Source organism: Reyranella soli (genome assembly GCF_007992495.1).
Lineage (GTDB): Bacteria > Pseudomonadota > Alphaproteobacteria > Reyranellales > Reyranellaceae > Reyranella > Reyranella soli.
The window spans coordinates 143612-166314 of record NZ_BKAJ01000004.1 but is presented as its reverse complement, the minus strand read 5'-3'; the positions used below and the strand labels follow the sequence as shown (position 1 = coordinate 166314).

26 protein-coding genes are annotated in these 22703 nt (G+C 65.4%); 8 read left to right on the top strand and 18 right to left on the bottom strand.

Going from position 1 to position 22703, the window contains the following annotated elements; genetic code table 11:
• Window positions 1-468, bottom strand: a complete 468-nt coding sequence (locus RSO01_RS01485; protein ID WP_147145425.1) for a MaoC family dehydratase — start codon at window positions 466-468, stop codon at window positions 1-3.
• Between the two features lie 239 nt (window positions 469-707).
• Between RSO01_RS01485 and RSO01_RS01480 the strand changes: the two genes are divergently transcribed.
• Window positions 708-1532 carry an enoyl-CoA hydratase gene (locus tag RSO01_RS01480; protein WP_147145423.1) on the top strand — a complete coding sequence of 275 codons (825 nt, stop codon included), beginning with the start codon at window positions 708-710 and terminating at the stop codon, window positions 1530-1532.
• 79 nt (window positions 1533-1611) lie between these two features.
• Here RSO01_RS01480 and RSO01_RS01475 read toward each other — a convergent pair whose 3' ends face one another.
• The 7 genes from RSO01_RS01475 to RSO01_RS01445 all read right to left on the bottom strand — a co-directional run bounded on the left by RSO01_RS01475 (window position 1612) and on the right by RSO01_RS01445 (window position 7334).
• A complete protein-coding gene (locus tag RSO01_RS01475) occupies window positions 1612-2349 on the bottom strand; it encodes an ABC transporter permease (protein WP_147145704.1) in 738 nt (245 codons plus the stop codon).
• A gap of 61 nt (window positions 2350-2410) precedes the next feature.
• Window positions 2411-3232, bottom strand: a complete 822-nt coding sequence (locus tag RSO01_RS01470) for an ABC transporter ATP-binding protein (RefSeq protein ID WP_147145421.1) — start codon at window positions 3230-3232, stop codon at window positions 2411-2413.
• Window positions 3232-4266: an ABC transporter substrate-binding protein gene (locus tag RSO01_RS01465; protein WP_246157935.1), complete on the bottom strand. Its 1035-nt coding sequence runs from the start codon at window positions 4264-4266 to the stop codon at window positions 3232-3234. The genes RSO01_RS01470 and RSO01_RS01465 overlap by 1 nt, the downstream gene beginning before the upstream one ends.
• Window positions 4267-4329: 63 nt before the next feature.
• The gene (locus RSO01_RS01460; protein ID WP_147145419.1) at window positions 4330-5193 is read right to left on the bottom strand and encodes a crotonase/enoyl-CoA hydratase family protein; all 864 of its coding nucleotides are present in this window, start codon (window positions 5191-5193) and stop codon (window positions 4330-4332) included.
• Between the two features lie 28 nt (window positions 5194-5221).
• On the bottom strand, window positions 5222-5554 hold the full coding sequence (locus RSO01_RS01455; protein ID WP_147145418.1) for a DMT family transporter: 333 nt from the start codon (window positions 5552-5554) through the stop codon (window positions 5222-5224).
• A gap of 3 nt (window positions 5555-5557) precedes the next feature.
• A complete protein-coding gene (locus tag RSO01_RS01450) occupies window positions 5558-6601 on the bottom strand; it encodes a glycosyltransferase family 2 protein (RefSeq protein WP_147145416.1) in 1044 nt (347 codons plus the stop codon).
• The gene (locus tag RSO01_RS01445) at window positions 6594-7334 is read right to left on the bottom strand and encodes a class I SAM-dependent methyltransferase (protein WP_218037207.1); all 741 of its coding nucleotides are present in this window, start codon (window positions 7332-7334) and stop codon (window positions 6594-6596) included. The genes RSO01_RS01450 and RSO01_RS01445 overlap by 8 nt, the downstream gene beginning before the upstream one ends.
• A 61-nt stretch (window positions 7335-7395) precedes the next feature.
• On the opposite strand from RSO01_RS01445, the gene RSO01_RS01440 reads away from it, so the two are divergent.
• Entirely contained in the window at window positions 7396-9012 is a 1617-nt protein-coding gene (locus RSO01_RS01440) for a hypothetical protein (protein ID WP_147145415.1), read from the top strand.
• Window positions 9013-9051: 39 nt separating this feature from the next.
• Here RSO01_RS01440 and RSO01_RS01435 read toward each other — a convergent pair whose 3' ends face one another.
• The 5 genes from RSO01_RS01435 to RSO01_RS01415 form a co-directional block, all read right to left on the bottom strand.
• The gene (locus RSO01_RS01435) at window positions 9052-10149 is read right to left on the bottom strand and encodes an ISAs1 family transposase (protein ID WP_147145413.1); all 1098 of its coding nucleotides are present in this window, start codon (window positions 10147-10149) and stop codon (window positions 9052-9054) included.
• Between the two features lie 245 nt (window positions 10150-10394).
• The gene (locus RSO01_RS01430; protein ID WP_147145411.1) at window positions 10395-10856 is read right to left on the bottom strand and encodes a PaaI family thioesterase; all 462 of its coding nucleotides are present in this window, start codon (window positions 10854-10856) and stop codon (window positions 10395-10397) included.
• Complete coding sequence (locus RSO01_RS01425) at window positions 10853-11296, bottom strand: acyl-CoA thioesterase (RefSeq protein WP_170302781.1); 444 nt, start codon at window positions 11294-11296, stop codon at window positions 10853-10855. The genes RSO01_RS01430 and RSO01_RS01425 overlap by 4 nt, the downstream gene beginning before the upstream one ends.
• Before the next feature lie 4 nt (window positions 11297-11300).
• Entirely contained in the window at window positions 11301-12146 is an 846-nt protein-coding gene (locus tag RSO01_RS01420) for a VOC family protein (protein ID WP_147145407.1), read from the bottom strand.
• Window positions 12143-12601 carry a MaoC family dehydratase gene (locus tag RSO01_RS01415; RefSeq protein ID WP_147145405.1) on the bottom strand — a complete coding sequence of 153 codons (459 nt, stop codon included), beginning with the start codon at window positions 12599-12601 and terminating at the stop codon, window positions 12143-12145. Before RSO01_RS01415 ends, RSO01_RS01420 begins: the two co-directional genes overlap by 4 nt.
• An 83-nt stretch (window positions 12602-12684) precedes the next feature.
• On the opposite strand from RSO01_RS01415, the gene RSO01_RS01410 reads away from it, so the two are divergent.
• Entirely contained in the window at window positions 12685-14355 is a 1671-nt protein-coding gene (locus RSO01_RS01410) for an adenylate/guanylate cyclase domain-containing protein (RefSeq protein ID WP_147145403.1), read from the top strand.
• 47 nt (window positions 14356-14402) lie between these two features.
• Here RSO01_RS01410 and RSO01_RS01405 read toward each other — a convergent pair whose 3' ends face one another.
• The gene (locus tag RSO01_RS01405) at window positions 14403-15560 is read right to left on the bottom strand and encodes an acyl-CoA dehydrogenase family protein (protein ID WP_147145402.1); all 1158 of its coding nucleotides are present in this window, start codon (window positions 15558-15560) and stop codon (window positions 14403-14405) included.
• A gap of 103 nt (window positions 15561-15663) precedes the next feature.
• Here RSO01_RS01405 and RSO01_RS01400 point away from each other — a divergent pair, with 103 nt between their 5' ends.
• Together RSO01_RS01400 and RSO01_RS01395 are read left to right on the top strand one after the other, a co-directional pair.
• Window positions 15664-16095 carry an acyl-CoA thioesterase gene (locus RSO01_RS01400; protein ID WP_170302780.1) on the top strand — a complete coding sequence of 144 codons (432 nt, stop codon included), beginning with the start codon at window positions 15664-15666 and terminating at the stop codon, window positions 16093-16095.
• Between the two features lie 84 nt (window positions 16096-16179).
• Window positions 16180-16383, top strand: coding sequence for a (2Fe-2S)-binding protein (locus RSO01_RS01395; protein ID WP_147145399.1), 204 nt, complete (start codon window positions 16180-16182; stop codon window positions 16381-16383).
• A 46-nt stretch (window positions 16384-16429) separates the two neighbouring features.
• Here RSO01_RS01395 and bfr read toward each other — a convergent pair whose 3' ends face one another.
• Window positions 16430-16915, bottom strand: a complete 486-nt coding sequence (gene bfr, locus RSO01_RS01390) for a bacterioferritin (RefSeq protein WP_147145397.1) — start codon at window positions 16913-16915, stop codon at window positions 16430-16432.
• Window positions 16916-17138: 223 nt separating this feature from the next.
• Window positions 17139-17318, bottom strand: a complete 180-nt coding sequence (locus RSO01_RS01385; RefSeq protein WP_147145395.1) for a hypothetical protein — start codon at window positions 17316-17318, stop codon at window positions 17139-17141.
• 67 nt (window positions 17319-17385) lie between these two features.
• On the opposite strand from RSO01_RS01385, the gene RSO01_RS01380 reads away from it, so the two are divergent.
• Both RSO01_RS01380 and RSO01_RS01375 read left to right on the top strand, forming a co-directional pair.
• On the top strand, window positions 17386-17997 hold the full coding sequence (locus tag RSO01_RS01380; RefSeq protein WP_147145393.1) for a superoxide dismutase: 612 nt from the start codon (window positions 17386-17388) through the stop codon (window positions 17995-17997).
• A gap of 12 nt (window positions 17998-18009) precedes the next feature.
• A complete protein-coding gene (locus tag RSO01_RS01375) occupies window positions 18010-18165 on the top strand; it encodes a DUF3309 family protein (RefSeq protein ID WP_147145391.1) in 156 nt (51 codons plus the stop codon).
• 18 nt (window positions 18166-18183) lie between these two features.
• On the opposite strand, the gene RSO01_RS01370 is transcribed toward RSO01_RS01375, so the two are convergent.
• Window positions 18184-19278 carry a lipid A deacylase LpxR family protein gene (locus tag RSO01_RS01370; protein ID WP_147145390.1) on the bottom strand — a complete coding sequence of 365 codons (1095 nt, stop codon included), beginning with the start codon at window positions 19276-19278 and terminating at the stop codon, window positions 18184-18186.
• A gap of 35 nt (window positions 19279-19313) precedes the next feature.
• Entirely contained in the window at window positions 19314-20564 is a 1251-nt protein-coding gene (locus RSO01_RS01365) for an MFS transporter (RefSeq protein ID WP_147145388.1), read from the bottom strand.
• Between the two features lie 305 nt (window positions 20565-20869).
• Between RSO01_RS01365 and RSO01_RS01360 the strand changes: the two genes are divergently transcribed.
• A complete protein-coding gene (locus tag RSO01_RS01360; RefSeq protein WP_147145698.1) occupies window positions 20870-22684 on the top strand; it encodes a B12-binding domain-containing radical SAM protein in 1815 nt (604 codons plus the stop codon).
• Window positions 22685-22703: the final 19 nt, after the last annotated feature.

Below are 22703 nucleotides of genomic sequence, written 5' to 3'. Positions count from 1 at the left end.
TCAGGCGCCGTACACGATGGACATGGTCTCCGCCACGCAGGCCGGACGATCCTTGCCCTCGATCTCAATGGTGACCTGGTTGGTCAACCGCACGCCGCCCTTATCCATGGGATCGGCGGCGAGAAGCTTGGCGCGGGCGCGCACCCGCGAGCCCGCCGGCACGGGGCTGGTGAAGCGCACCTTGTTGCAGCCGTAGTTGATGCCGTTGCGCACGTTGTTGATGTGCGAAATCTGGTGATTGAGCATCGGGATCAGGGACAGCGTCAGGAAGCCGTGGGCGATGGTCTTGCCGTCCGGCATGTCCTTCTTGGCCCGCTCGACATCGACGTGAATCCACTGATGATCACCCGTCGCCTCGGCGAACTGGTTGATCCTGTCCTGCGTAACCTCGACCCAGTCGCTGACCCCAATTTCCTGGCCCACGTATTTGTGCATCTCGTTCGGGTGGGCGAATTCCCTTTTTGCCATTTTCCCTAACCTCGGCGATGTTTTTATTGCCTTATCCCTGCAATATACCACGGAACCGTTCGCAAACGGACAATTCTCTGATCGCGGAACACCCCCTGTCCGCGGGGCGATCATAGTTCAGTGGTATTCGACACCGCCCTCCAATCGAGTGCCATTTGTAGCGATCCGGTCGCATTTGTATCGTCGCGCCCTTTTGCCCATCATGCACTCCACAAGATTGCACATGAGGGAGCCCCGGGATGGCATACGACACGGTTTTGTACGATGTAGCCGACCGTATCTGCACCATTGCACTCAACCGTCCCGAGAAATTGAATGCCTGGACACGCCAGATGCACATCGACCTCAAGGACGCCATGCACAGGGCCGGCGCCGATCCTGAGGTCCGTGCGATCATCCTGACGGGTGCCGGTCGCGGCTTCTGCGCCGGCGCCGACATGGGCGGGCTGCAGGCCATCGGTGCAGGCGGCGGCAGTGCCGATCGCTCGACCAAGGCCGCACAAGCACTGCAAGGGGGTAGCACCCTGCCCGAGTTCAAGATGAGCTACTCCTACTTCCCGGCGATCCCGAAATTCATCATCGCTGCCATCAACGGACCGGCGGCTGGGCTCGGCTTCGTCATCCCGCTCTATGCGGACCTGCGGTTCGCGGGTGAATCGGCGGTCTTCACCACGGCGTTCGCCCAGCGTGGCCTGATCGCCGAGCACGGCGTCAGCTGGCTGCTGCCGCGACTCGTCGGCCTGCCGGCAGCCATGGATCTGTTGTGCTCCGCCCGTAAGTTCCGCGCGCCGGAAGCCCTGGCGCTCGGTTTGGTCAGCCGAGTTATCCCCGACGACAAGCTGATGGCCGAGACCCGGGCCTACGCGACTCTGCTCGCCAATACCGTCTCGCCGCGTTCGGTGACGGTGATGAAGCGGCAGATCTGGGAAGCCGAGTTCCAGACCCTGGCCGAGGCCACCACCCAGGCCAATCACGAGATGGAGCTTTCGTTCCAGACCGCCGACTTCAAGGAAGGGGTCGCCCACTTCCTGGAGAAGCGCGCGGCGCGGTTTACGGGTCAATGATGCTGTCATCCCGAGCGTAGCGAGGAACCTTTCCTGTTGCTTAAAGGTCCCTCGCTACGCTCGGGATGACAGCGCTCCCTTAAACCTTCTCCGTCTCGCTCGCCCTGGGCTGCCAGGTCATCAGCCGGCGCTCGACCGAGCCGACGGCGGCGTCGAGGGCCAGCGCGAAGGCGGTCAGCACCAGGATGCCGGCGAACACCGTGTTGATGTCGAAGGTGCCCTCGGCCTGCAGGATCAGGTAGCCGACGCCGCGCGAGGAGCCGAGATACTCGCCGACCACAGCGCCGACGAAGGCGAGGCCGACGGCATTGTGCAGGCTGGCAAAAACCCAGCTCATCGCCGATGGCAAGTAGATCGAGCGCAGGAGCTGGCGCCGCGAGGCGCCCAGCATGCGGGCGTTGGCGATCAGGTTGGGGCTGACCTCCCGCACGCCCTGATAGACGTTGAAGAACACCACGAAGAACACCAGCGTGACGCCCAACGCCACCTTCGACCAGACGCCGAGGCCAAACCACACCGCGAAGATCGGCGCCAGCACCACGCGCGGCATGGAGTTGAAGCCCTTGATGTAGGGATCCATCACCGCCGAGGCGGTCGGCGACAAGGCGAGCCACAAGCCGATCGCCAGGCCGAACGCCGAACCGATGAAGAAGCCCAGCGCCGTCTCGAGCAGGGTGATGCCGAGATGGCCGAAGATCTCGCCGGTCGTGAACCATTCGACGATGACCCAGAAGACCTTCTGCGGCTCGCCGAAGAAGAAGGCGGCTCGGTTGGCCTTGTCGAAATAGAACGGCGGGATCAGGCCGGGCGCCGTCATGACGTACCAGAAGGCGACGAGAAGACAGACGACCAGGATTTGCAGGGAACGCAGCCTCACGTCACGCCGCCTTCTGTGCTGCGTAGGCCTTCAGCACTTCTTCCTTCATGGCCGCCCAGATCTCGCGATGCAGCGCCAAGAAGCCCGGCGTCATGCGGATCTCCGACACGTCGCGCGGCCGCGGCAGGTCGACCTTGAAATCTCCGATCGGTCGCGTCGCCGGGCCCGCCGACAACACCACAACACGGTCGGAGAGTGCGATCGCCTCCTCGAGGTCGTGGGTGATGAACAGCACGGATTTCCTGTCCTCGGCCCACAGGGCCAGAAGCTCGTTCTCCATGAGCTGGCGTGTCTGCACGTCGAGCGCCGAGAAAGGCTCGTCCATCAGCAGGATGTCCGGGCTCAGGATCAGCGTCTGGGCGAGCGCCAGCCGCTTGCGCATGCCGCCCGACATCTGGTGCGGATAGCGATCGCCAAACCCCGCCAGTCCGACGCGGCGCAGCCACGCCTCGCCTTGCCCCACTGCCTCGGCGCGCGGCACGCCCCTGAACTCCAGGCCCGCGATCACGTTGTCGATGCCAGTGCGCCACGGCATCAGCGCGTCGGCTTGGAACATGTAGCCGGCGCGGCGGTTGACGCCGTCGGCGGCGATCAGTGGCTGGCCGAACACCGAGACCGACCCTTGCGATGGTGCGAGCAGGCCGGCCGCGATGTTGAGCAACGTGGACTTTCCGCAGCCGGTCGGGCCGACGACGGACACAAACTCGCCCTCGGCGATGCTGAGCGAGGCGTTGGCCACCGCGGTGTAGGCTCCGCCGCCATCGCGGGCAGCGAAGCGGCAGGTGATGTCCTCCAGCTTCAGCGCCGGAACGCTGCTGTTCATCAGCTGCGCTTGCCGGCGCGCGCCGCGAACTCGTTGGTCCAGGTGTCGGCGAGCTTGATGCTGGCCGGCTTGATGGCGGGATCGCCTTCGGCCAGGAATTTCAGGCAGTTCTCGGGACCACCCGCCGGCATCTGGCCATCGGGCGAGATCGTGTCGCGCACGGCGGCGAAGGCCTTCTCGTAGAGCGCGCGATCGCCCAGCAGGTAGGCTTCAGGCACCGCCTTGGCGACATCGGCGGGCGACGCCGTCTGCAGCCACTGATCGGCGCGCACGATCGCCGTCGCCAGCGCCTGCGCCGTGTTCGGCGTCTTCTTCAGGAGCTCGGGCTGGCCATAGAGGCACGCCGCCGGGAACGGACCACCGAACAGCTCCTGGTTGCCCTTCATGGTGCGCGTGTCGACCATGATCTTGATCAGCTTCTTGTCCTCGAGAATGGTGACCGCGGGATCGGCCTGCGAGATGCCGTCGACCTCGCCCTTCTCGATCGCAGCCACCACGGACGCACCGGCGCCGACGCCGATCGCCACGATGTCGGTCGGCTTGAGGCCGCCTTTGGCCGCCCAGTTGTTGACCAGCATATGGGTCTGCGAGCCGGGCGCGGTGACGCCGAACTTCATGCCCTTGATGTCCGCGGGTCCCTTGACCTTGGCGGCGACGTCATTGCGCAGGCCGATGGCGAGCTGCATGCCGCGGCCGATCAACGCGAAGCCCACGATGTCCTGGCCGCGCTGCTGCATGCGGATGGTGTGCTCGTAGGCGCCGGCGACGACATCGACGCTGCCTCCCATCAGGGCCTGCAGCGACTTGGCGCCGCCCTGGAAGTCGTTGATCTCGACGTCGAGGCCGGCCTCTTTGAAGTAGCCCTTGGTCTCGGCGATGGTGAGCGACAGGTAGTACAGCGCCGACTTGCCGCCGACCGCCAGCACCACCTTGGTCTTCTCAGGCTTGCCCTGCGCGCGGGCGACGTATGGCGCGGCCACCAACACCGGGGCCGCAGCCAATATCGTCCGACGCCGCATGTGCAGCTTGGTCATCGTTTCCTCCTGAATGGAATTTATTGGCGGCGAGAGTGCCGCATGCCCCGTTGGGCGGCAACCCTACTTGAAAGGACGCTCCTTCCACCACGGGAAATAAGACGGCATGCCGCTGGTCACCTTCATGGGGAAGTTCGCCGGGCGCTTTTCCAGGAAGGCCGTTACGCCCTCCTTCACGTCGTCGGACTTGCCGCGGGCGTAGATGCCCTTGGAATCGACCTTGTGCGCCTCCATGGGATGATCGGCTCCCAGCATCTTCCAGATCATCTGCCGGTTCAGCGCCACCGAGACCGGCGCGGTATTGTCGGCGATCTCGCGGGCCAGCGCATAGGCCGCGGGCAGGAGCTCGTCGGGCTTGTGGATCGAGCGCACCAGGCGACCCTTCAGCGCCTCGTCGGCCGGGAAGACGCGGCCGGTCATGACCCATTCCAGTGCCTGCTGCGGGCCGACCAGCCGCGGCAGGAACCAGCTCGAGCAGGCCTCCATGACGATGGCGCGCCGGGTGAAGACGAAGCCGTAGCGCGCGGCCTCTGACGCGAGCCGCACGTCCATCGCGAGCTGCATGGTGACACCGACACCGACGGCAGGTCCGTTGCAGGCGGCGATGGTGGGTTTCAAGAGATCGAACAGGCGCAAGGTGAACAGGCCGCCGCCGTCGCGATGGCCGTCCAACCCGGGATCGATCGGGCCGCGATTCTCGGAGTTGAACGTGTTGGCGCCGCCCGACAGATCGGCGCCGGCACAGAAGCCGCGGCCCGCGCCGGTGAACACCACGGCGCGCACATCGTCGTCGCGATCGGCGCGGTCCATGGCATCGAGCAGTTCCGAGAGCATCCTGCCGGTGAAAGCGTTGAGCTTGTCCGGCCGGTTCAGCGTGATGGTGAGGATGCCGTCCTTGGTCTCGTACTTGATCTGCTCGTAATCCATTTGCTCCCCGACTTTGACGGCTGCGCCGTCAATGCTGATTGATCAGGACGACGCCACCCATGATCAGGACAATGCCGCCGATCTGCTTGATGCCGAACGACTCGCCGAAAAGGAAGTGCCCGAGCACCGCCACGATCGCATAGGAGAGCGACACGCTGGGAAAGGCGACCGATACGGGGATCTTTCGCAACGCGATGATGTAGAGGAAGGCCGCCGAACCGTAGAGGGCCAGTCCGCAAAGCGTCGAGGGCCGCAACAGCTGGCTGACGAAATCCGGGGCATCGGCGCCGGCCTTGAGCAGCATCTGTCCGGCGATGCCGGCCAAGATGCCGATGCCCAGCGCCACGTAGTACACCGTCATCGCTCAGGACTCCCCTCGAGAAGGCTCGCGATGCGGCTGGCCCGCGGCGCGCGTGTCGACCTTGGGCCGCTCGATCTCCAGGCCGCCCTCCAGCTCACCGGTGCCGCGATGGAAGACCTCGCGCACGAGGTACTGCGGCTTGCGGTTCACGGCGAGGAACATGCGACCGAGATACTCACCGATCAGCCCGACCACCACGAGCTGCACGCCGGCCAGCACCAGCACCGCCACCATCAGCGAGGCCCAGCCTTGCGGCGGCTTGTCCGACACGATCGCCTCGACGACGACGATGACGGCGGCGATGGCGCCCAGGGCGCCGAAGCCCAGGCCGAACAGCGTGGCCAGCCTGAGCGGCATCACCGAGAAATTGAGGAACATCGACAGCCACAGCCGCACCAGGCGACGCAGTGTGTAGTTCGAGCGGCCTTCCACGCGCGGCAGATGCTCGACCTGCAGGCGCCCGACATTCTGCGTGACCTGGAACACCAGGCCGTCGACATAGGGATAAGGCCCCTCGTAGTTCGCGGTGATGCGCTCGCGCACGAAGGCGGAGATGCAGCGGAAGCTCGAGAGATAGAGGCCGGGCGGCTTGTCGATCAGGCGATCGGCACACCAATTGGTGAAGCGGCTGCCGAGGTTGCGCCAGGCGGCGTGCTGCTTCTCGGCATAGTAGGTGTAGACCGCATCGTAATTGCCGTCGCGCGCATGCTCGAACAGGCGCTTCACCTCGCTCGGGGGGTTCTGCAGGTCGTCGTCCATGGTGATGGCGTAGGCGCCTGTCGCCCGCGCCAGTCCTGCCATGACCGCGTTGTGCTCACCGAAATTGCGACTGAGGCTCAGCACCGTGACCGGCGCGCCGGGCTCGCCGGCGAGCTGCTTGCAGACGGCAAGGCTGTTGTCGGGCGGGCAATCGACGACCAGGACGATCTCCAGCCCGCCCTCGATGTCGAGGCCGCGCAGCGCATTCACGAGCTCGCCGACGGTGCTCGCGCCGTTATAGACCGGAACGACCACGGACAGCGCCGGGAATGGCAGGACCTCAGCCATCGCGCGCGGCGACCACGATCAGGGAGCCGCCGAACGGCAGGCTGATGCCGGCTGCGATCGCCGAGCGCTCGACGGCAAGGGCCGTCGAAAACAGGGCGTCCAGCCAGCGCGGGTAGTCGCGCACGTCGCTTTCGGCGTCGTCACGCTCGATCAATCGGTGAACAAGCATCAGGGGAAACAGCAAGGTGTTCCAATAGCTGGACCTCAGGACGCGAAAGCCGTTGCCCGTGAGCAAGGCTCGCGCCTGCCGGCCGGTGAAGCGGCGCACATTGTGCACGCGCCGGTCATGCGCCGACAACAACCAGCCATAGGCCGGCAGATTGAAAACCGCGATCGCGCCCGGCCGCAGGCAGCGGTGGGCCTCCTTGAGGGCAAGCGCCGGCTCCACTCCGCCATGGCAGAGGACATCGAGCGACAGGTAGCCGCCCAGCGCCCCGTTGCCCAAGGGCATTTCGGTGACCGAGCCGGCGGCCACCGGCCGGCCGGCCTTGGCCGCGGCAAACGACGCAGCCACTTGGTCATACTCCAGCCCGAAAGTGGGGTTACCCGCCACCACCGGCCCAAGCTTCCGCAGCATGCCGCCGGTGCCGCAGCCGGCATCGAGCACGGGCCCTGCGCTCTGCGAGCGCGACAGGGCACGCGTGAGCTGCTCTGCGGCGAGTGTGCGCAGGCCGCGATACCACCACATGCGGTCCTCGACCTCGTGCATGCGCTCGTATTCGACCCGTTCCACGCCCCTCGTCCGTCCCTGCGAGTGTCTTCTTCCCTCCCGCTTATGATATCTTCGTCCTGCCTTGCCAACCGCCGCGACCAAACCCCCGACAGTTCCGCCGAGCATTGAACGGCTCCTGCTGCTGCCGCTGATCGCCCTGCCGATCCTGTGGCTGGCAGGCTATTTCTTCCCGCCCATCAACCACGACGTCGCCGCCATCCTCGACGTGTCGGCGCGCTGGGTGAACGGCGAGCGACTCTACGTCGAGGTGATCGACGAGAACCTGCCGCTCACCTTCGTGGTGCATGCACTGCCCGTGTTGACCTCCAAGATCCTGCCGGGCGATCCCTCGTTCTGGTTCACCGCCTGGGTGGTGGCCGGCATCTTCGCCTCGTTCTGGGCCTGCCGGCGGCTGGTGAAGCTTGTGCCGTCGGCCGACCATGCGCTCACCGAGGCACTGTTGCCGCCAGTGCTGCTGTTCCTGTTCACCGTGCTGCCCAACGAGCATTTCGGCCAGCGCGAGCACATCCTGTTCGTGGCCTGCGCGCCCTACATGATCGCCTCGATGGCCCGCGGCGAGGGCATCCTGCTCAGCCGCGGCTCGTCGATCGCCATCGGCATGGTCGCAGGTGTCGCCCTGGCGATGAAGCCGCACTATCTCGCGATCCCTGCAGCCCTCGAACTCTACCTGCTCATTCGCCGCGGCTGGCGCACCACGCTTACCGACCCCATCCCCTGGGCGATCGGCTTGGTTGCGGTCGCGCATTTCGTGTCGATGTACACGATCTTCCGCGAATACGGCGAGTTCGTCATGCCGCTGGCTGTCGAGGCCTACGCGCCAATCGGCGATACCGGCTGGCGCGGCGTCCTCACCAGCAACGTGCTCGCTCCGACACTGATCGCGCTGCTAATCTTCGGCCTGATCGCCGTGATCTTCACCAAGACCGCGGCGGCGCGCGTGCTGGTCGTGTTCGGCATCGGGGCCGCGATCTCGGCGATCGCCCAGGCCAAGGGCTGGCCCTACCATGTGCTACCGGCGCTGTCGGCGGCGATCCTGCTGGCGGCCCTCACCGTGTCGCAGACGGTCGACCGCTACCTGCCGATCAGCCGCAGCGGCCATCACCTGCCGGTGGCGGTGATCTCGGCCACACTGATGGTGCTGCTCTACTTCCAGGCGGCGCTCTACACGCCACCCTTCTACAAGCAGCGCCAGTTCGAGGATTCGATCGGCGGACGCCTGCAGCACATCATCGAGCAGAACGCGCCCCATCGCACGATCATGGCGCTGTCGCCCGGCATCTATCCGCTGTGGCCGATGATCAACTACATCGGTGGCCGCATGACCATGCGGTACCTCACCATGTGGGTGCTGCAGGGAGTCTATGCGACCTGCGACGACTTCCCCGCGCTCTACAATCCGCCCGACACGATGGGCGATTCGGAAAAGCTGGTGTTCGACAATGTGAGCGAGGATTTCGCCCGCGAGCAGCCCGACCTGCTGATCGTCGACCGCATCGCCGGCATCCCGCGCTGCCAAGGCAAGGAGTTCGATTATCTCGAATACTTCATGCAGAACCGCGTCTTCGCCGATGCCTTCGAGGGCTACGAGCACCTGATGGATTTCGACCGGTATCGGATCTATCGGCGAAAGAAGAATGGCCCTCCTCCCCCGTCACACGGAGAAGGCAAGGAGGGGTGAGGCTCTCGCTCTTCCTCCTCCCCCGTTATACGGGCAGGGCTATCGCATGTGTCCGATGAGGTCGAAGAGGAATGTATCGTTCCATCCGGCGCGTTTGAGCTTGGCGCGCAAGGATGTTTTGGTATCGGGATGAGCGCGGGCGATGTTGAGGGCGAGCCTGCGCATGACGGCCAAGTTTGCCGGCGCGTTGTCTTTGCGATTGCGCGCCAGATCCTCGTCGAGAACGACGTCGAGTGGCCAGTGCAGGCCATTTTCGATGGTCCAGTGGGTGCGGACGATCCGCAGGACCTCGTCTGGACTGTAGAGTTGGCTCATCAGGAAGTAGCGTTCGACGGTGTCGTCCTTGCCGCGCTTGCTGGTGATCCTGGCGACAGCTTTAAGGCCGGGGAAGTCGTGGTCTTGGGCCATGGCTTTGACGGCGGCGACCAGGGCCGTCCGGCGCTCCTTGCGGCCATGCGCGGCGTCGATCGTGGTTGCCGATCTGGCGGCGGAGCGCACCGCCGCCTGGACGGCAGCCTTGGCGTCGCGCGACAGGGCAGGCTGGTTGTCCTTGACCGCCAGCACATAGTTGCCGCCCCGGTCGACAATCGCTTTGGCCATGGCCCGATGACAATGCAGCGCATCGGCCGTCACCACGCAGCCCTTGAGCTGCAGCAGCTCGAGCAGTTGCAGGGCGCCGGCGGCTTCGTTGTTGTTGGGCGCCAGGACATTGGCCAGCGCCATGCGGGTTTGCGCCGCCCACGCTGTCACCATGACCGGCGGCATATGGCTTTTGCCGCGCTCGTAACCACGCCTCAGCGCCTTGCCATCGAGGGCGATGACGCCGCGCGGCCGTTTTATGTTCGCCCCCTCGGCAAAGGCCTTCATGAAGCGCCGGAACGAGGCCTCGAAGGCCTGCGGGTCGAGCATCCGGAACACCCGACTGAAGGTGTCGTGGCTGGGCAGGCCGTTCTTGAGCTCCAGCACGTCTTGCCAAAGATAGGCCTTCATCCGGGCAAACAGCGCCATATCCGTGCAGCTCGTCGCCACACACAACGTCGCCAGCAGGGCGATAAACAGCAACTCCGTCAGATCGTGCAGGGCGTTGTCGGCGCGCGGATCGGGAAGCTCTTCGAAGCACTCGGCAAATCGCTCCATCGTCGGCTCCCTCAAGACAAGGAGCCTCCTTCAGAATCCATTTCCCCAAATCGCGCAATGACTTACAGAAAGCCACATGCGATTCCCCTGGTTATACGGGGGAGGGCAGGAGGGGGAAGGCGTCAGTCGTGGTCTTCTCTTGGAAGAAGATCATGATCTTCTCCTGTCTCAGAACCTCATTGCAGCTGTCCCCCTCCCGGCCTCCCCCGTAAGACGGGGTAAGACGGGGGAGGTGAATGAGGGTATCACTCCCACTTCGCCAATGCTGTCGCCCGCATCGCCTCGGGGATCTTGTCGACGTCCGGGACCTTGAACACGCCCGATGCCACCAGGACGATCTCGCCGCCGCAGACCAGATCGCAGCTGCAGAAGCAGAAGTTGAGGGTGCGCCGGGCGATGCGGGCGCTGCCTTCCAGCCACTGGCCGAGTCTCGCGCCGCGCACGAACTCCGTGCTGAGCGACACCGTCGGATGCGGCCAGCGGATGCCGGTGGCGTGGCCCGAACCCACGCCCATCACCATGTCGGCCACGGTAACCAGCAGGCCGCCATGCGCCCAGCCCATGGGATTGCCATGGCGCGGCTCGAGCGGCAGGCCGACCCGGAGCTTCTCGCCCTCGACCTTGAACCACAGCGGCCCGATCAAGCCGACGAAATCGTCGGAAACGTCGAGCTTGCGAAAGCCTTCGGGAATGAGCGCAGCGGTCATGAACCAAGTCCGTCCTTGGAGGCAGCATATTTCTCGAGCGCAGCGCGCACCGCGGGCTCGAACGTCATGCTGCGATGGGTCTCCTCGTTCAACGAGACCATGATCGCCTTGAGCACGGCGGTGCAATTGCCCTCGCCGTCGAACAGGCCGTGGCCGATCACGCACTTGCGCTCGTGCACGTCGAGCAGGCGGGCGCAGGCGGTGGCGCGGCCGGGAAAGAACATCTGCCGCTTGAAGTCGATCTCCAGCCGGCCGACGACGACGCGAAAGCGCGGCAGCCCGGAGCGCACGATCGCGCGCATGTAGGAGACGCGGGCATTCTCCAGGAGCTGGAGGAACGCGCCGTTGTTGATGTGGCCGTTGGCGTCGACGTCGGCGAAACGCAGATGCTCCTCGGTGGCGAATCCGTAGATCCGCCGATCCGTCAGGTCGAGACTCACCGGCTCAGTTCTCCCTGAATTCCACGGTGAGATCGGCCGCCTCTGACGGCGGCACAAGGAGCCGGCCCGAATCGGGATTCATCACCTTGACGCCGTTCTTTTTCAGCAGTGCCTCGCAGGCCGCTAGGTTCTCGACCTTGATGCTGAGCAGCGCCGGATGGTCGACCGGGCGTACCGGCGTGATGCCCGGATAGCGCCGCAGATAGTCCTGTCGGTTCATGTAGTGGACAGGCTGCGTGCCGGTATCGGCGACGATGCCGTCACCCTCGCCGCGCACCGATCCCTTGCCGAAGTACTTCTCGAGCTCGGCCGTCCACTTGGCCGGCTGCTCGGCGATCACCGTGACACCCAGGATGCCGCGTGCACCGTTGGGATGCTGCGCCCATTCGCTGCGGTAGACGAACTGCGGCGTGAGATGCTCGCAGACGAAGAAGCCGACCACCGGCATGTGCGTCTTGGGAATGCGTACGGTGCGGAACTGCGCATGCTCTGTCTTGCCTTCGATCTCAACCGCACGATCGAAGAACAGCGGCGCATCGGGCTGCAGGCCGGCCGCCTTGAAGGCCTCGAAGGAGATGTCGGCGCCGTCGGTCGCGAGCGCGACGTTGGCGAGCCCGCCGCCGCCCTTCAGCCATTCGCGCCGCTCGGCGTTGAACTCGGTGTCCTCGACGATGCCTAGAATCTCGAAGTAGTCGGTATCGAAGATCATCAGGTGGTTGGCCGTGCCGAGCTTCTTGTGGAAGCCGCGCGGCTGGACCTGGAAGCCGAGCTTGGCGTACGCGGCCTCGGCCGCGTCGATGCCATCGACCATGACCACGACATGGTCGAGCCCACGCACCGCGCGCTTCATACTGGCCTCCGTCGCACCATGTTGGTCCCCTTCAGCGTCATCACCAGCTCACCCTTCTGGTTGGTGGCCTGCCACTGCTCGTGAATGATGCCCATCTCCGGACGACTCCGGGACGGCACCTTGCCGGCGCATTCGACCCAGGCAGTAAGGGTGTCCCCTGGACGCACGGGTTTCAACCACCGGACCTCATCGACGCCCGGCGAGCCCAGCGCCGTGCGCTGGTCGACATAGTTGTCGACGAACAGCCGCATCAGCTTGGCCGTGACGTGCCAGCCCGAGGCGATCAAGCCGCCGAACATCGATTGGCGGGCGGCGTCGGCGTCGACATGGAAGCTTTGCGGGTCGTAGTGGCGGGCAAAGTCGACAATTTCGTCAGCGGTGAAGCTGGTCGAACCGAGATCGAATTTCTGGCCGACCTCATAGTCGTCCCAGTAACGCGGGGCCTTGGATAGCATGCAAACCGGTCTTCGCAGAGGGTGGCCGCCGAGGCAAGGACCTCCTATGGCCTGCCAGACGGCCGTCGGTTAGCCTATCGGCCATGACCGAATCCGACCTCGTCCGGCGCCTGACCACGATCATGGACATCGACGTCGTCGGCTTCAGCACGATGTCGGCCCGCGATGAGGAACATGCGCTCGGCCTCCTCAACGCCCGCATGGCCATCGCCCAGGGCCTGGTGAAGCATCACCGCGGGCGCGTCTTCAAGCTGACCGGTGACGGGCTCCTGGCGGAATTCGCGAGCCCGGTCGAAGCGGTCCGCGCCGCCCTGGAAATCCAGGAGGCGATGCGCGCCGCCAACGACCAGGCCGAACCGAATGACCAGTTGGTCCTGCGCATCGGCGTCAATCTCGGCGACGTCGTGGAAAGCGGCGACGACCTGATGGGCGATGCGGTCAACGTCGCGGCGCGGCTCGAATCGATCGCCAGGCCCGGCGGCATCTGCGTCTCGGCCGCCGTCTACGAACAGATCGAGGGCAAGCTGACGCTGGGGGCGGAGGACCTGGGCGAGCAGCACGTCAAGAACATCCCGCGGGCCATCCACGCCTACCGGCTGACGCTCGGCGGAGCGCCGGTCGTCGCCGCGCCTGCAGGCGATGGGCGTAAGGCGAAGCGCCTCGCCGTCATCATCGGCATCGCCGCAACGGCGGCCGTGCTGGCGATCGGCGGCACTTGGCTGCTGCATGAGCGGTCGGAGGCGCCGACCTCGACACGCACGGCCCAGGCTCCCGCACCTGCCCCTGCGCCCGTGGCGCCGGCAACGCCGCCGGCGACCCAGACGGCACCTGTTCCGCCGGCCAATCCACCGGCTGCGGCCGCCACACCGCCGGTTGCGCCACCGCCGGCCGCAGCTCCTGTTCCAGCGCCGCCGTCAGCGGCGGCTCGGCCCTACGTCGCCTCCGAGGTCCCCTTCGTGCCGCAGTGGCGCGAGCGGCGCCTCGAGGAGTACGCCCTGGCCGAGGGCGACAAGGCGATGGCGATCAATGTGCGTGGCTGGTTCGCCGTGGCCACGCGCAGGCTCGACGAGACGGAAGCCCGCCGCAGGGCCCTCGAGGAGTGCAATGCGCTGGTCGAACGCGAAGTGCCGATCGTGCGCGATTTCGACCGCTGCGTGATCTACGCCGTCGGCAACAAGGTGGTATGGCCGTACCAGGCGCCGCCCATGCCGCCTGCACCTCACGTGCCCGCGACCAGACCCTCGCCGCCCCTCCCGTTCGATCCCGCCACCGTGCCCCTGATCACCGAACGTGCCCGCCTGAATCTCCAGGAGCACTACATGAGGACGACACGGCATCGCGCCCTCGTGCTGGGCCGAGGTCCGCTCGAATGGTGGTCACCGAGCGAGAGCGATGCCGATGCGATCCGCCGCAACCTGCAGACCTGCGGCCAGATCACCGGGCACCCCTGCGCCGTCTATTCGGTCGACGACCAGGTCGTGGTGCGCGTGCCGCAGCTCCATCGTGTGATCGGCATCTTCACGCCCGAGAATGCGCAGTCGGCCGATGCCGGCCGGCGAGCCGCCGTCGAACGCTACCTGATCGCCGACGACTGGCGCGCGCTCGCGGTCTCCGACAACGGCCCGGTCGGCCTTGTATCCGGCCGTGCGAACGAAGCGGCGGCGGTGACCGATGCGCTCAACGAGTGCGAAAGGACGGGCGGCATCGGGTGCATGCTGCTGGCCATCGGACCGTTCCTGGTGGGGCCGAAGTAAAACGAACCTCTTCCACCTCCCCCGTAAGACGGGGGAGGAGAAGATGGTCAGTCCGCCAGCACCACCCCAAACCTCTTCGCGATCTCCTCGAGCATGACCTCCGACGCGCCGCCGCCGATTGCCTGGACACGCGCATCGCGCGCCATGCGCTCGACCGCGGTCTCGCGCACGAAGCCCATGCCGCCATGGAACTGCACGCAGTCGTAGAGGACCTGATTCACCAGATCGCCGGCCAGGGCCTTCACCATCGACACCTGGGCGACGCTGTCCTGCCCCTGGGCATCGAGCCAGGCCGTGTGATGCACCAGTTGGCGGGCCGCCTCGACCTCGGCCAGTCGGCGTGAGAGGCGCTGGCGGATCGCCTGCTTGTCCCACAAGGGCTTGCCGAAGGCGGTGCGCTGGCTGACGTGATCGTAGGTGAGCCGGATCGCCTCGCGCGCCTCGGCCATCGCCATGGCGCCGATCACCAGCCGCTCGGTCTGGAAGTTGGCCATGATGGAGTAGAAGCCGCGGTTGGGTTCGCCCAGGACGTTCTCGGCCGGTACGCGGCAATCCTCGAAGATCAGCTCGGCGGTATCCGAGGAGCGCCAGCCCGTCTTGTCGAGGGCGCGGCCGACCTTGAAGCCCGGCGTGCCCTTCTCGACGATGAACATGGTGATGGCGCGGCTGCCCTTGGCCTCGGGATCGGTGCGGGCGGCGATGAAATAGAGATCGCCGTGCACGCCGTTGGTGATGAACATCTTGGTGCCGTTCAGCACATAGTCGTTGCCATCGCGCACGGCGCGGGTACGGATGCCGGCGACGTCCGAGCCGGCGCCGGGCTCGGTGACGCCGACCGCCGTGATGGTCTTTCCCGCCAAGACGCCGGGCATGTACTTCTCGAGCTGCCGCTTGGTGCCGAAGCGCACGAGATGCGGGCTCGCCATGTCGGTGTGCACCAGCACGGTGATGGCGAAGCCGCCATGGGTCGAACGGCCGACCTCCTCCGCCAGGACGACCGAGGCACGCGCATCGAGGCCCGCGCCGCCCATCGCCTCGGGCACGCGCAAGGAGAAGAAACCGAGTTCGCCCATCTCGCGCAGCACCTCGCGCGGCACGAAGCCCGCTTCCTCCCATTTCGGCCCGTGCGGCTTCACCTTCTCGTCGACGAAGCGCCGGAGCTGGCTGCGGATGAGGTCGTGCTCTTCGGTGAAGATGGGCGACATGGTCTCTGTCATCCTGAGCGTAGCGAAGGATCTTTGGGCGGCCGAAAGATGCTTCGCTGCGCTCGGCATGACAAGGCGCATGGCGCTCCCCTACACTCGCGCCATGTCACGCGACAAACGCCTGCAAGATCGCTCGATCTACCCGCACTGGTGCACCGACACGGTGCGCTTCTCCGACCAGGACGCCGCCGGCCACGTCAACAACGTGGCGATCTGCGCCTATCTCGAAACCGCGCGCCTGACCTTCATGCGCGACATGGGGCTGACGACGGCGACGGACGGCACGCGCGGCATCTCGGCCGGCATGACGGTGAGCTTCCTGGCCGAATCGCACTGGCCCGGCCAGGTCGAGCTCGGCACCGGGATGGTGAAGATCGGCACCAGCTCACTCACCGTGGGCTCCGGCGCCTTCAAGGACGGCACCTGCATCGCCGCGGCCGAGATGACGGTCGTCCGGCTCAGGGGCAAGACGCCCCATCCGATCGACGGGGCGCTGCGGGCAAAGCTGGAAAAGTATTTATTGCCAGGGTTTTAGCCCCTGCTTGACCGGCTCGGGCCGGGCCTCTATCTTTGCATCTGCGAGTAAGTCGCATCTGCATAGGAAACGCGGCGCAAGGGCATGTTCATCTGCATCTGCCAAGCCATTCGGGAACGCGAAATCGATGCCGCCGTCCGTGCGGGCGCCCGCCGTCCCGCCGACGTCTTTCGCGCCTGCGGCAAGGCCCCTCAATGCGGCAGCTGCGCCTGCGACATGCGCGAGCGCATCTCACAGACCATTGCCCGCGACCAAGCCGTGGCGCCCAACCTTCTGGCGGCTGATTAGTCTTTGGGAGCGCGGGCCTCTGGCCCGCCAGAGGCCCGCGCTCCCGCTAGCTCGATTCCTTGCCTTCGCCGATCTGCGTCTGCAGGTAGTTCTGCTCGCCGACCTTGTCGACCAGCGACAGCTCGGTCTCCAGGAAGTCGATGTGCTCTTCGGCATCCTCCAGGATGTCGACGACGATCTCGCGGCTGACATAGTCCTTGCTCGACTCGCAGAGAGTCACCGCGGCGACGAGCGCGGTGCGCGCCTCGGTCTCCAGCTGAAGATCGGCCCGCAGGCATTCCACCACGGTCTCGCCGACGGCGAGCCGGCCTAGATCCTGCAGATTGGGAAGGCCGTCGAGCACCAGGATGCGCTTCATCAGCTTGTCGGCGTGCTTCATCTCACCGATCGATTCTTCGTAGATCTTCTTGGCCATCCGCTCGAAGCCCCAGTGCCCCATCATGCGGGCATGCAGGAAGTACTGGTTGATCGCGGTGAGCTCGTTCTTCAGCAGCTTGTTGAGCTCGGCAACGATTTGTGGATTGCCCTGCATGGCGGCCTCCTCGGTACGCGTTCGCCTAGAGAGATACTCCGCGAATACATTGATGCAACCGAAGAGTGCGCGACTGAGAACCGTTCGCTAAAAAAATCTGCGTGCAACGCACTCGATCGCGCAAGTCGTTCTCACTTGCGCGCTGTTGGCTGTCATCCCGAGCGATAGCGAGGGACCTTTCCGGATCGTTAAAGGCCCCTCGCTTCGCTCGGGGTAACAGCGATCAGCGGATGCCGACGAACGAGAGGATCGCCATGACGATGACGATCAGGCCGACCAGATAAATGATCCCGTTCACGGGGGTCTCCTTGCGCGCGAACTCGCCGCAGGCCCTAACGTCATGTTTCTGCCAAGGTTGCTGTGGCACCCTGCCGCCGTCCGGCGCGCCGCAACGTCGGCGCAAGTCGGACGTTCAACCATCCATCCACAGCCCACTCGACCTGTTCGTCGGGTTAGCCGGAGTACGCGTTATGCCCCTGGACCAAGGAAAGTCCCCGTTCACCCTCCCCAAGCTTCCCTACGCCGATGACGCGCTGGCGCCCGTCATTTCCGCGAACACCATCTCCTTCCACCACGCCAAACATCACAAGGCCTATGTGGACAATCTCAACAAGCTGATCGAGGGCACGCCGTACGCCGAGCTGTCGCTGGTCGAAATCATCAAGAAGTCGGTCAAGGACGAGAAGGCCAAGGGCATTTTCAACAATGCCGCCCAGGTCTGGAACCACGACTTCTACTGGCACAGCATGACGCCCAAGGGCAGCACGCCGACGGGCAAGATCAAGCCGCTGATCGAGGAGAGCTTCGGCGGCCTCGACAAGTTCATGGCGGCCTTCAAGACCGCCGCGGTTGGCCAGTTCGGCAGTGGCTGGGCGTGGCTCGTCGCCAAGGACGGCAAGCTCGCCATCGAGACGACCTCCAATGCCGACACGCCGCTGGCTCACGGCGGCAAGCCGCTGCTGGTCGCCGATGTGTGGGAGCACGCCTACTACCTCGACTTCCAGAACCGCCGCCCGGATCACATCCAGGCGTGGATGGAGAAGCTCATCAACTGGTCGTTCGCCGAGCAAAATCTCGGCTAGGAAGGAGTCGTCATGCTGGGCACCATCCTGCTGATCATCCTGATCCTCATCCTGATTGGTGCCCTGCCGACATGGCCGTACAGCAGCGGCTGGGGCTACTACCCCAGCGGCGGCGTCGGCCTGATCCTGATCATCCTGATCATTTTGCTGCTGATGGGACGCCTCTGACGTCCCCTCGGCAGCTCGTCAGTACCTGAATGTCACGTTGATCGAGCCGAACTGCGTCCAGCGGTTCTGCTCGTAGAAGTCCGGCGTGCGCAGCACCTGCGTGTAGGTGAGGCGCACGCCGTGATACGTGACGGCAAGGCCCGCCTGGGCTTCGGCGACGAACGGCCGGTGCGACACCCGCAGGCTGTAGCCGTCGGTATTGCCGTCGAGGAAGATATTGCGGCCGACCACCTGGCCATCAACGCCGGCGAACAGATACCAGCCGAAGCTGCCGTCGCCGATGAAGGCTTCCGAGCCGGGCAGCGCGGGCCGGGGGCGCGGTGGCCCGAAATCGTCACGCAGGTTCTTGCCAATGCGGGCCGTGCCGCCGACATCGCCGTAGATCGCCACGTTTCCCAGCGCCGCGCCGATGCGCGGGATGAAATCGACCTCGAGCTTGGGATCGTCGAACAAGACCGTGCGGCCGGTGCGCCAGCGCCGTTCGAAGCCGAGGCCGATGGTCGGCTCGTTGTGCAGCTGGTTGGCCCAGCCGTTGGCCTGGGCGACGCCGATGATGTTGTGGAAGTTGTTCTGCACGAACTCGCCGCCGGCCGCCGGTCCGATCACGCCGAGGTCGAGTTGCAGCGTGTCGAGCCGTACCGGTTCCTGAATGCCCGTTTTCTCGTCGCGTCGCTTGTAGGTGTATTGCAGGGCGAAGCTGGCATAGAGCCACGCCGCATAGGGCCGGTCGTTGTAGATGGGCTGCGAGGTGAACGTATTGTCGGGTGTGTAGATGTTCTGGCCGAACGACACGCCGACGCGGCGCACCACCGAGTCGGACTGGGGCTCGCCAAAAAAAGTCGGCACCGTGGTCATGGCGACGATCCCGGGCGGCATGACGGTGATCGCCGGTGACAGCCAGCCGATGCGCACGCCGTTCGTATAGTCGCGGTCGGTCGGGCTGAATCGATTGAAGACGTCGTTCTCGACCTGGAAAACGAAGATGCTGCGGCTTTCGCTTTCGGTCGCCGAGGGTGGCGGCGGTGGCGGGTCGTCGGCCCACGCCTCGGCGGCGAAAAGGCCCGCCGTGAACATTGTCGCGAGGAGGGCGGCCTTGGCGATACGGACCTGCATCGCCTGCCAACGTGGCCGAGGCCACGGGGTTGCTCCTAGCGCGCGTTGGCGTCGGCGCCGACATCCCAGAGATGACGGCGCCAGCACACGCCGACCACCACCGTGAAGACGATTCCGACCAGGCTGAAGATCGTGCCGGTCACGGCGAAACCAGTGTGCTCGACCAGCGGCCCGGCCGCCAGCAGGCCGATGGCCATGCCGTAGACCGCCAGCATGCGCACGCCCATGACGCGGCCGCGGAAGGCCGGATTGGCGACGCGCAACAGCAGCACCGCCATGGGGATCATGCAGAAGCTTTGTACGAAACCCGAGACGAACAGGACGATCTGCCCCAGGAGCGGGATCTCGATCCAGGAGAAGGCGAGGTTGAGGGAAAACCACAGGACGGCGCAGACCAGCGTGGTGCGGGCGGGACGGATGACAGCGCCGAACGTCGAGATCGCGATCGAGCCGGTGAGGGCACCGCCGGCAAAGCAGGCGATCAACCAACCGAGCCCGGTCTGGCCAAGGCCGTAGATGTCCTTGGCGACATAGGCCAACAGCGAGCCGATCAGCGGATAGGCGGCGAGGTTCACAAGGAAGGCGAGCAGCATCACCGCCCGCATGTCCGGTGTCGACCAGACATAGGCGAAGCCTTCGCGCAGGGCGCGCAACGGCGAGGCGTGGGCAGGCTCCTCGCCCAGCACGCGCAGCCGCCTCACGCCGACATTGAAGGTCAGGGCGAGGCTCGCCGCATAGAAGAAGCAGACACCGAGATAGGCCATACCCGATCCAAGCAAGGCGACCAGCCCCGCTCCCGACAGCGCACCTACGATGCGTGCCGAATCCGCCGTCGTGCGCGACACGCCCATGGCGCGCATCAGGTAATTCGACGGCATGGTCTCGCCGACCAGCAGGTTGCGCAGCGTGATGTCGGACGGCCTGACCAGGCCCATGATCGTGGCCAGCACGAAGACCGACCACGGCGCGGCCAGGCCGCTCAGGAACAGGGCCGCCAACGCGCTCGCCACGGCGAGATAGGTGGCGCGCATCAGGCACAGCACCTTGCGGTTGCCGACTCGGTCGCCGGCCATGCCGAACAGCGGCGAGATCAGGGTGCCGAGGAACTGGAGGGAGCCGAAAACGGCCAGCGCCAGGACCGACCCGGTGGAGACCAGCACAAACCAGCCCAGGATCACGCCTTCCATCTCGAAGGCCCAGGAGGCCAGCAGGTCGGCCGGCCATTGATAGCGGAAGCTCCGGACCTGGAACGGCGCCAGCGCCGGTACACGCGCAGTGAGACTCACGTCTTGTTCGTTCCCTCCCCCGGCCAACGCCTTGCTGGCGCCTCTCAGGGACGCCGACCGTGCGCTTTTGGGCCGCGGACTGCAATTACCGGCTCGGCATGGGGCAGTCTCGCCAATCGCGTGGCTCGCCCTATGAAAGCCCTAGATGTTGTGGCAATAATCCTACCAGGAAACTGTGATTATCTGCCTGGTGCAGTTGCGTTGTAGGGCGGCGCAGCGCATTGTGGCCGGGGGATGCCGTTGAGCGGTGGCAGTCGCTCGAGAAGAGCCGCACGCGGGATTGTGCCTTGGGAGATATTTCCGCGATGGGCGGTGCCGTGCAGAAGCGTACTAATTTTCACTTGGTCCTGATCAAGCCGACGCACTATGACGACGACGGCTATCCGATCACCTGGCTCAGATCCCACATTCCGTCCAACACGCTGGCCGCCCTCTACGGCCTGGGCGCTGATTGCCGGCAGCGTGAGATTTTCGGCCCGGATGTAGACGTCCTCATCAAGCCGTACGACGAGACCAACACCCGCGTACAGGCCGACCGCATCGCCGCCGAGGTCCGCCGCAGTGGTGGCAAGGCGCTGATCTGCATGGTTGGCGTGCAGTCCAACCAGTTCCCGCGCGCCGTCGACCTCGCCCGCCAGTTCATCAAGCTCGGCCTGCCGGTGGCGATGGGCGGCTTCCATGCCGCCGGCTGCCTGTCGATGCTGCCCGTCGTCCCGCCCGAGATCCAGGCGGCGATGGACATGGGCATCTCGATCTTCGCCGGAGAGGCGGAGGAAGGCCGGCTCGACACGATCCTGCTCGATGCGTGGAACGGCACGATGAAGCCGCTCTACAACTACATGGACGACCTGCCGGGCATCGAGAATGCGCCGACCCCTCACCTGCCGCCCGCGGCGCTGGCGCGCAACGAGGGCAAGAAGTCGAGCTTCGACCTGGGCCGCGGCTGCCCGTTCCAGTGCTCGTTCTGCACCATCATCAACGTGCAGGGCCGCAAGAGCCGCTTCCGCACCGCCGACGACCTCGAAGCGATCGTGCGCGAGAACTACAAGCAGGGCATCACGTCGTTCTTCATCACCGACGACAACATGGCCCGCAACAAGCATTGGGAGGACTTCTTCGACCGGCTGATCGAGCTCAAGGAGAACGAGGGCATCTCGGTCTCGCTGATCATCCAGGTCGACACCCAGTGCCATCGCATCCCGAACTTCATCCATAAGGCGCGCTGGGCCGGCGTCTATCGCGTGTTCATCGGACTGGAGAACGTCAACCCGGACAACCTGCTGGCCGCCAAGAAGCGCCAGAACAAGATCACCGAATACCGCAAGATGCTGCAGGCGTGGCACACCAGCGGCGCCTCGACCTGGGCGGGTTACATCCTGGGCTTCCCCGGCGACACGCGCGAATCGATCCTGCGCGACATGGAGATCATCAAGAAGGAGCTGCCGCTCGACATCCTCGAGCTCTTCATGCTGACGCCGCTGCCGGGCTCCGAGGACCACCAGACGCTGTGGAAGAAGGGGGTCTGGATGGACCCCGACCTCAACAAGTACGACCTGCATCACCGCGTCGTCCATCATCCCAAGATGAGCGATGCCGAGTACGAGCAGACCTACCGCGACGCCTGGCGGACCTATTACACGCCCGAGCACATCGAGACGGTGGCGCGCCGCCACGGCGCCATCCCCGGCCGCAACCCGGCCGAGCCGGCCCAGTTCATGACCATGTTCAAGATCATGTTCGAGGCCGAGGGCGTGCATCCGCTGGAAGGCGGCATCATCCGCATGAAGTACCGGCGCGACCGCCGCTACGGCATGAAGATCGAGCCGGTCGGCGTGTTCCACTACAAGCTGGCGCTCGAGACCTGGAAGAAGCTCAAGATCTACGGCAAGCTCGCCTGGCAGGGCTGGCGCATCGGCCAGAAGGTCATGCACGACCCCAAGCGCCACGAGTACATGGATCTCGCGCTGTCGCCGGTGGTCGAAGAGGACATGGACAAGCTCGCGCTGTTCAAGGACACGGCAGGCGGCGGAGCGGCGCTCAGCAAGCGGCGCGGCGAGGATCTGGCGCGTGCCAAGATCGCAGCCAAGCAGAACCAGCAGCGGCTGGAAGCGGCGGAGTAGCAGAGGCCGATCTCTCAGC

Coding starts and splice junctions, on each gene's coding strand:
- RSO01_RS01485 (WP_147145425.1), bottom strand. CDS start 468: ATGGCAAAAAGGGAATTCGCCCACCCGAACGAGATGCACAAATACGTG.
- RSO01_RS01480 (WP_147145423.1), top strand. CDS start 708: ATGGCATACGACACGGTTTTGTACGATGTAGCCGACCGTATCTGCACC.
- RSO01_RS01475 (WP_147145704.1), bottom strand. CDS start 2,349: ATGACGGCGCCCGGCCTGATCCCGCCGTTCTATTTCGACAAGGCCAAC.
- RSO01_RS01470 (WP_147145421.1), bottom strand. CDS start 3,232: ATGAACAGCAGCGTTCCGGCGCTGAAGCTGGAGGACATCACCTGCCGC.
- RSO01_RS01465 (WP_246157935.1), bottom strand. CDS start 4,266: ATGACCAAGCTGCACATGCGGCGTCGGACGATATTGGCTGCGGCCCCG.
- RSO01_RS01460 (WP_147145419.1), bottom strand. CDS start 5,193: ATGGATTACGAGCAGATCAAGTACGAGACCAAGGACGGCATCCTCACC.
- RSO01_RS01455 (WP_147145418.1), bottom strand. CDS start 5,554: ATGACGGTGTACTACGTGGCGCTGGGCATCGGCATCTTGGCCGGCATC.
- RSO01_RS01450 (WP_147145416.1), bottom strand. CDS start 6,601: ATGGCTGAGGTCCTGCCATTCCCGGCGCTGTCCGTGGTCGTTCCGGTC.
- RSO01_RS01435 (WP_147145413.1), bottom strand. CDS start 10,149: ATGGAGCGATTTGCCGAGTGCTTCGAAGAGCTTCCCGATCCGCGCGCC.
- RSO01_RS01430 (WP_147145411.1), bottom strand. CDS start 10,856: ATGACCGCTGCGCTCATTCCCGAAGGCTTTCGCAAGCTCGACGTTTCC.
- RSO01_RS01420 (WP_147145407.1), bottom strand. CDS start 12,146: ATGAAGCGCGCGGTGCGTGGGCTCGACCATGTCGTGGTCATGGTCGAT.
- RSO01_RS01415 (WP_147145405.1), bottom strand. CDS start 12,601: ATGCTATCCAAGGCCCCGCGTTACTGGGACGACTATGAGGTCGGCCAG.
- RSO01_RS01410 (WP_147145403.1), top strand. CDS start 12,685: ATGACCGAATCCGACCTCGTCCGGCGCCTGACCACGATCATGGACATC.
- RSO01_RS01405 (WP_147145402.1), bottom strand. CDS start 15,560: ATGTCGCCCATCTTCACCGAAGAGCACGACCTCATCCGCAGCCAGCTC.
- RSO01_RS01400 (WP_170302780.1), top strand. CDS start 15,664: ATGTCACGCGACAAACGCCTGCAAGATCGCTCGATCTACCCGCACTGG.
- RSO01_RS01395 (WP_147145399.1), top strand. CDS start 16,180: ATGTTCATCTGCATCTGCCAAGCCATTCGGGAACGCGAAATCGATGCC.
- bfr (WP_147145397.1), bottom strand. CDS start 16,915: ATGCAGGGCAATCCACAAATCGTTGCCGAGCTCAACAAGCTGCTGAAG.
- RSO01_RS01380 (WP_147145393.1), top strand. CDS start 17,386: ATGCCCCTGGACCAAGGAAAGTCCCCGTTCACCCTCCCCAAGCTTCCC.
- RSO01_RS01375 (WP_147145391.1), top strand. CDS start 18,010: ATGCTGGGCACCATCCTGCTGATCATCCTGATCCTCATCCTGATTGGT.
- RSO01_RS01370 (WP_147145390.1), bottom strand. CDS start 19,278: ATGCAGGTCCGTATCGCCAAGGCCGCCCTCCTCGCGACAATGTTCACG.
- RSO01_RS01360 (WP_147145698.1), top strand. CDS start 20,870: ATGGGCGGTGCCGTGCAGAAGCGTACTAATTTTCACTTGGTCCTGATC.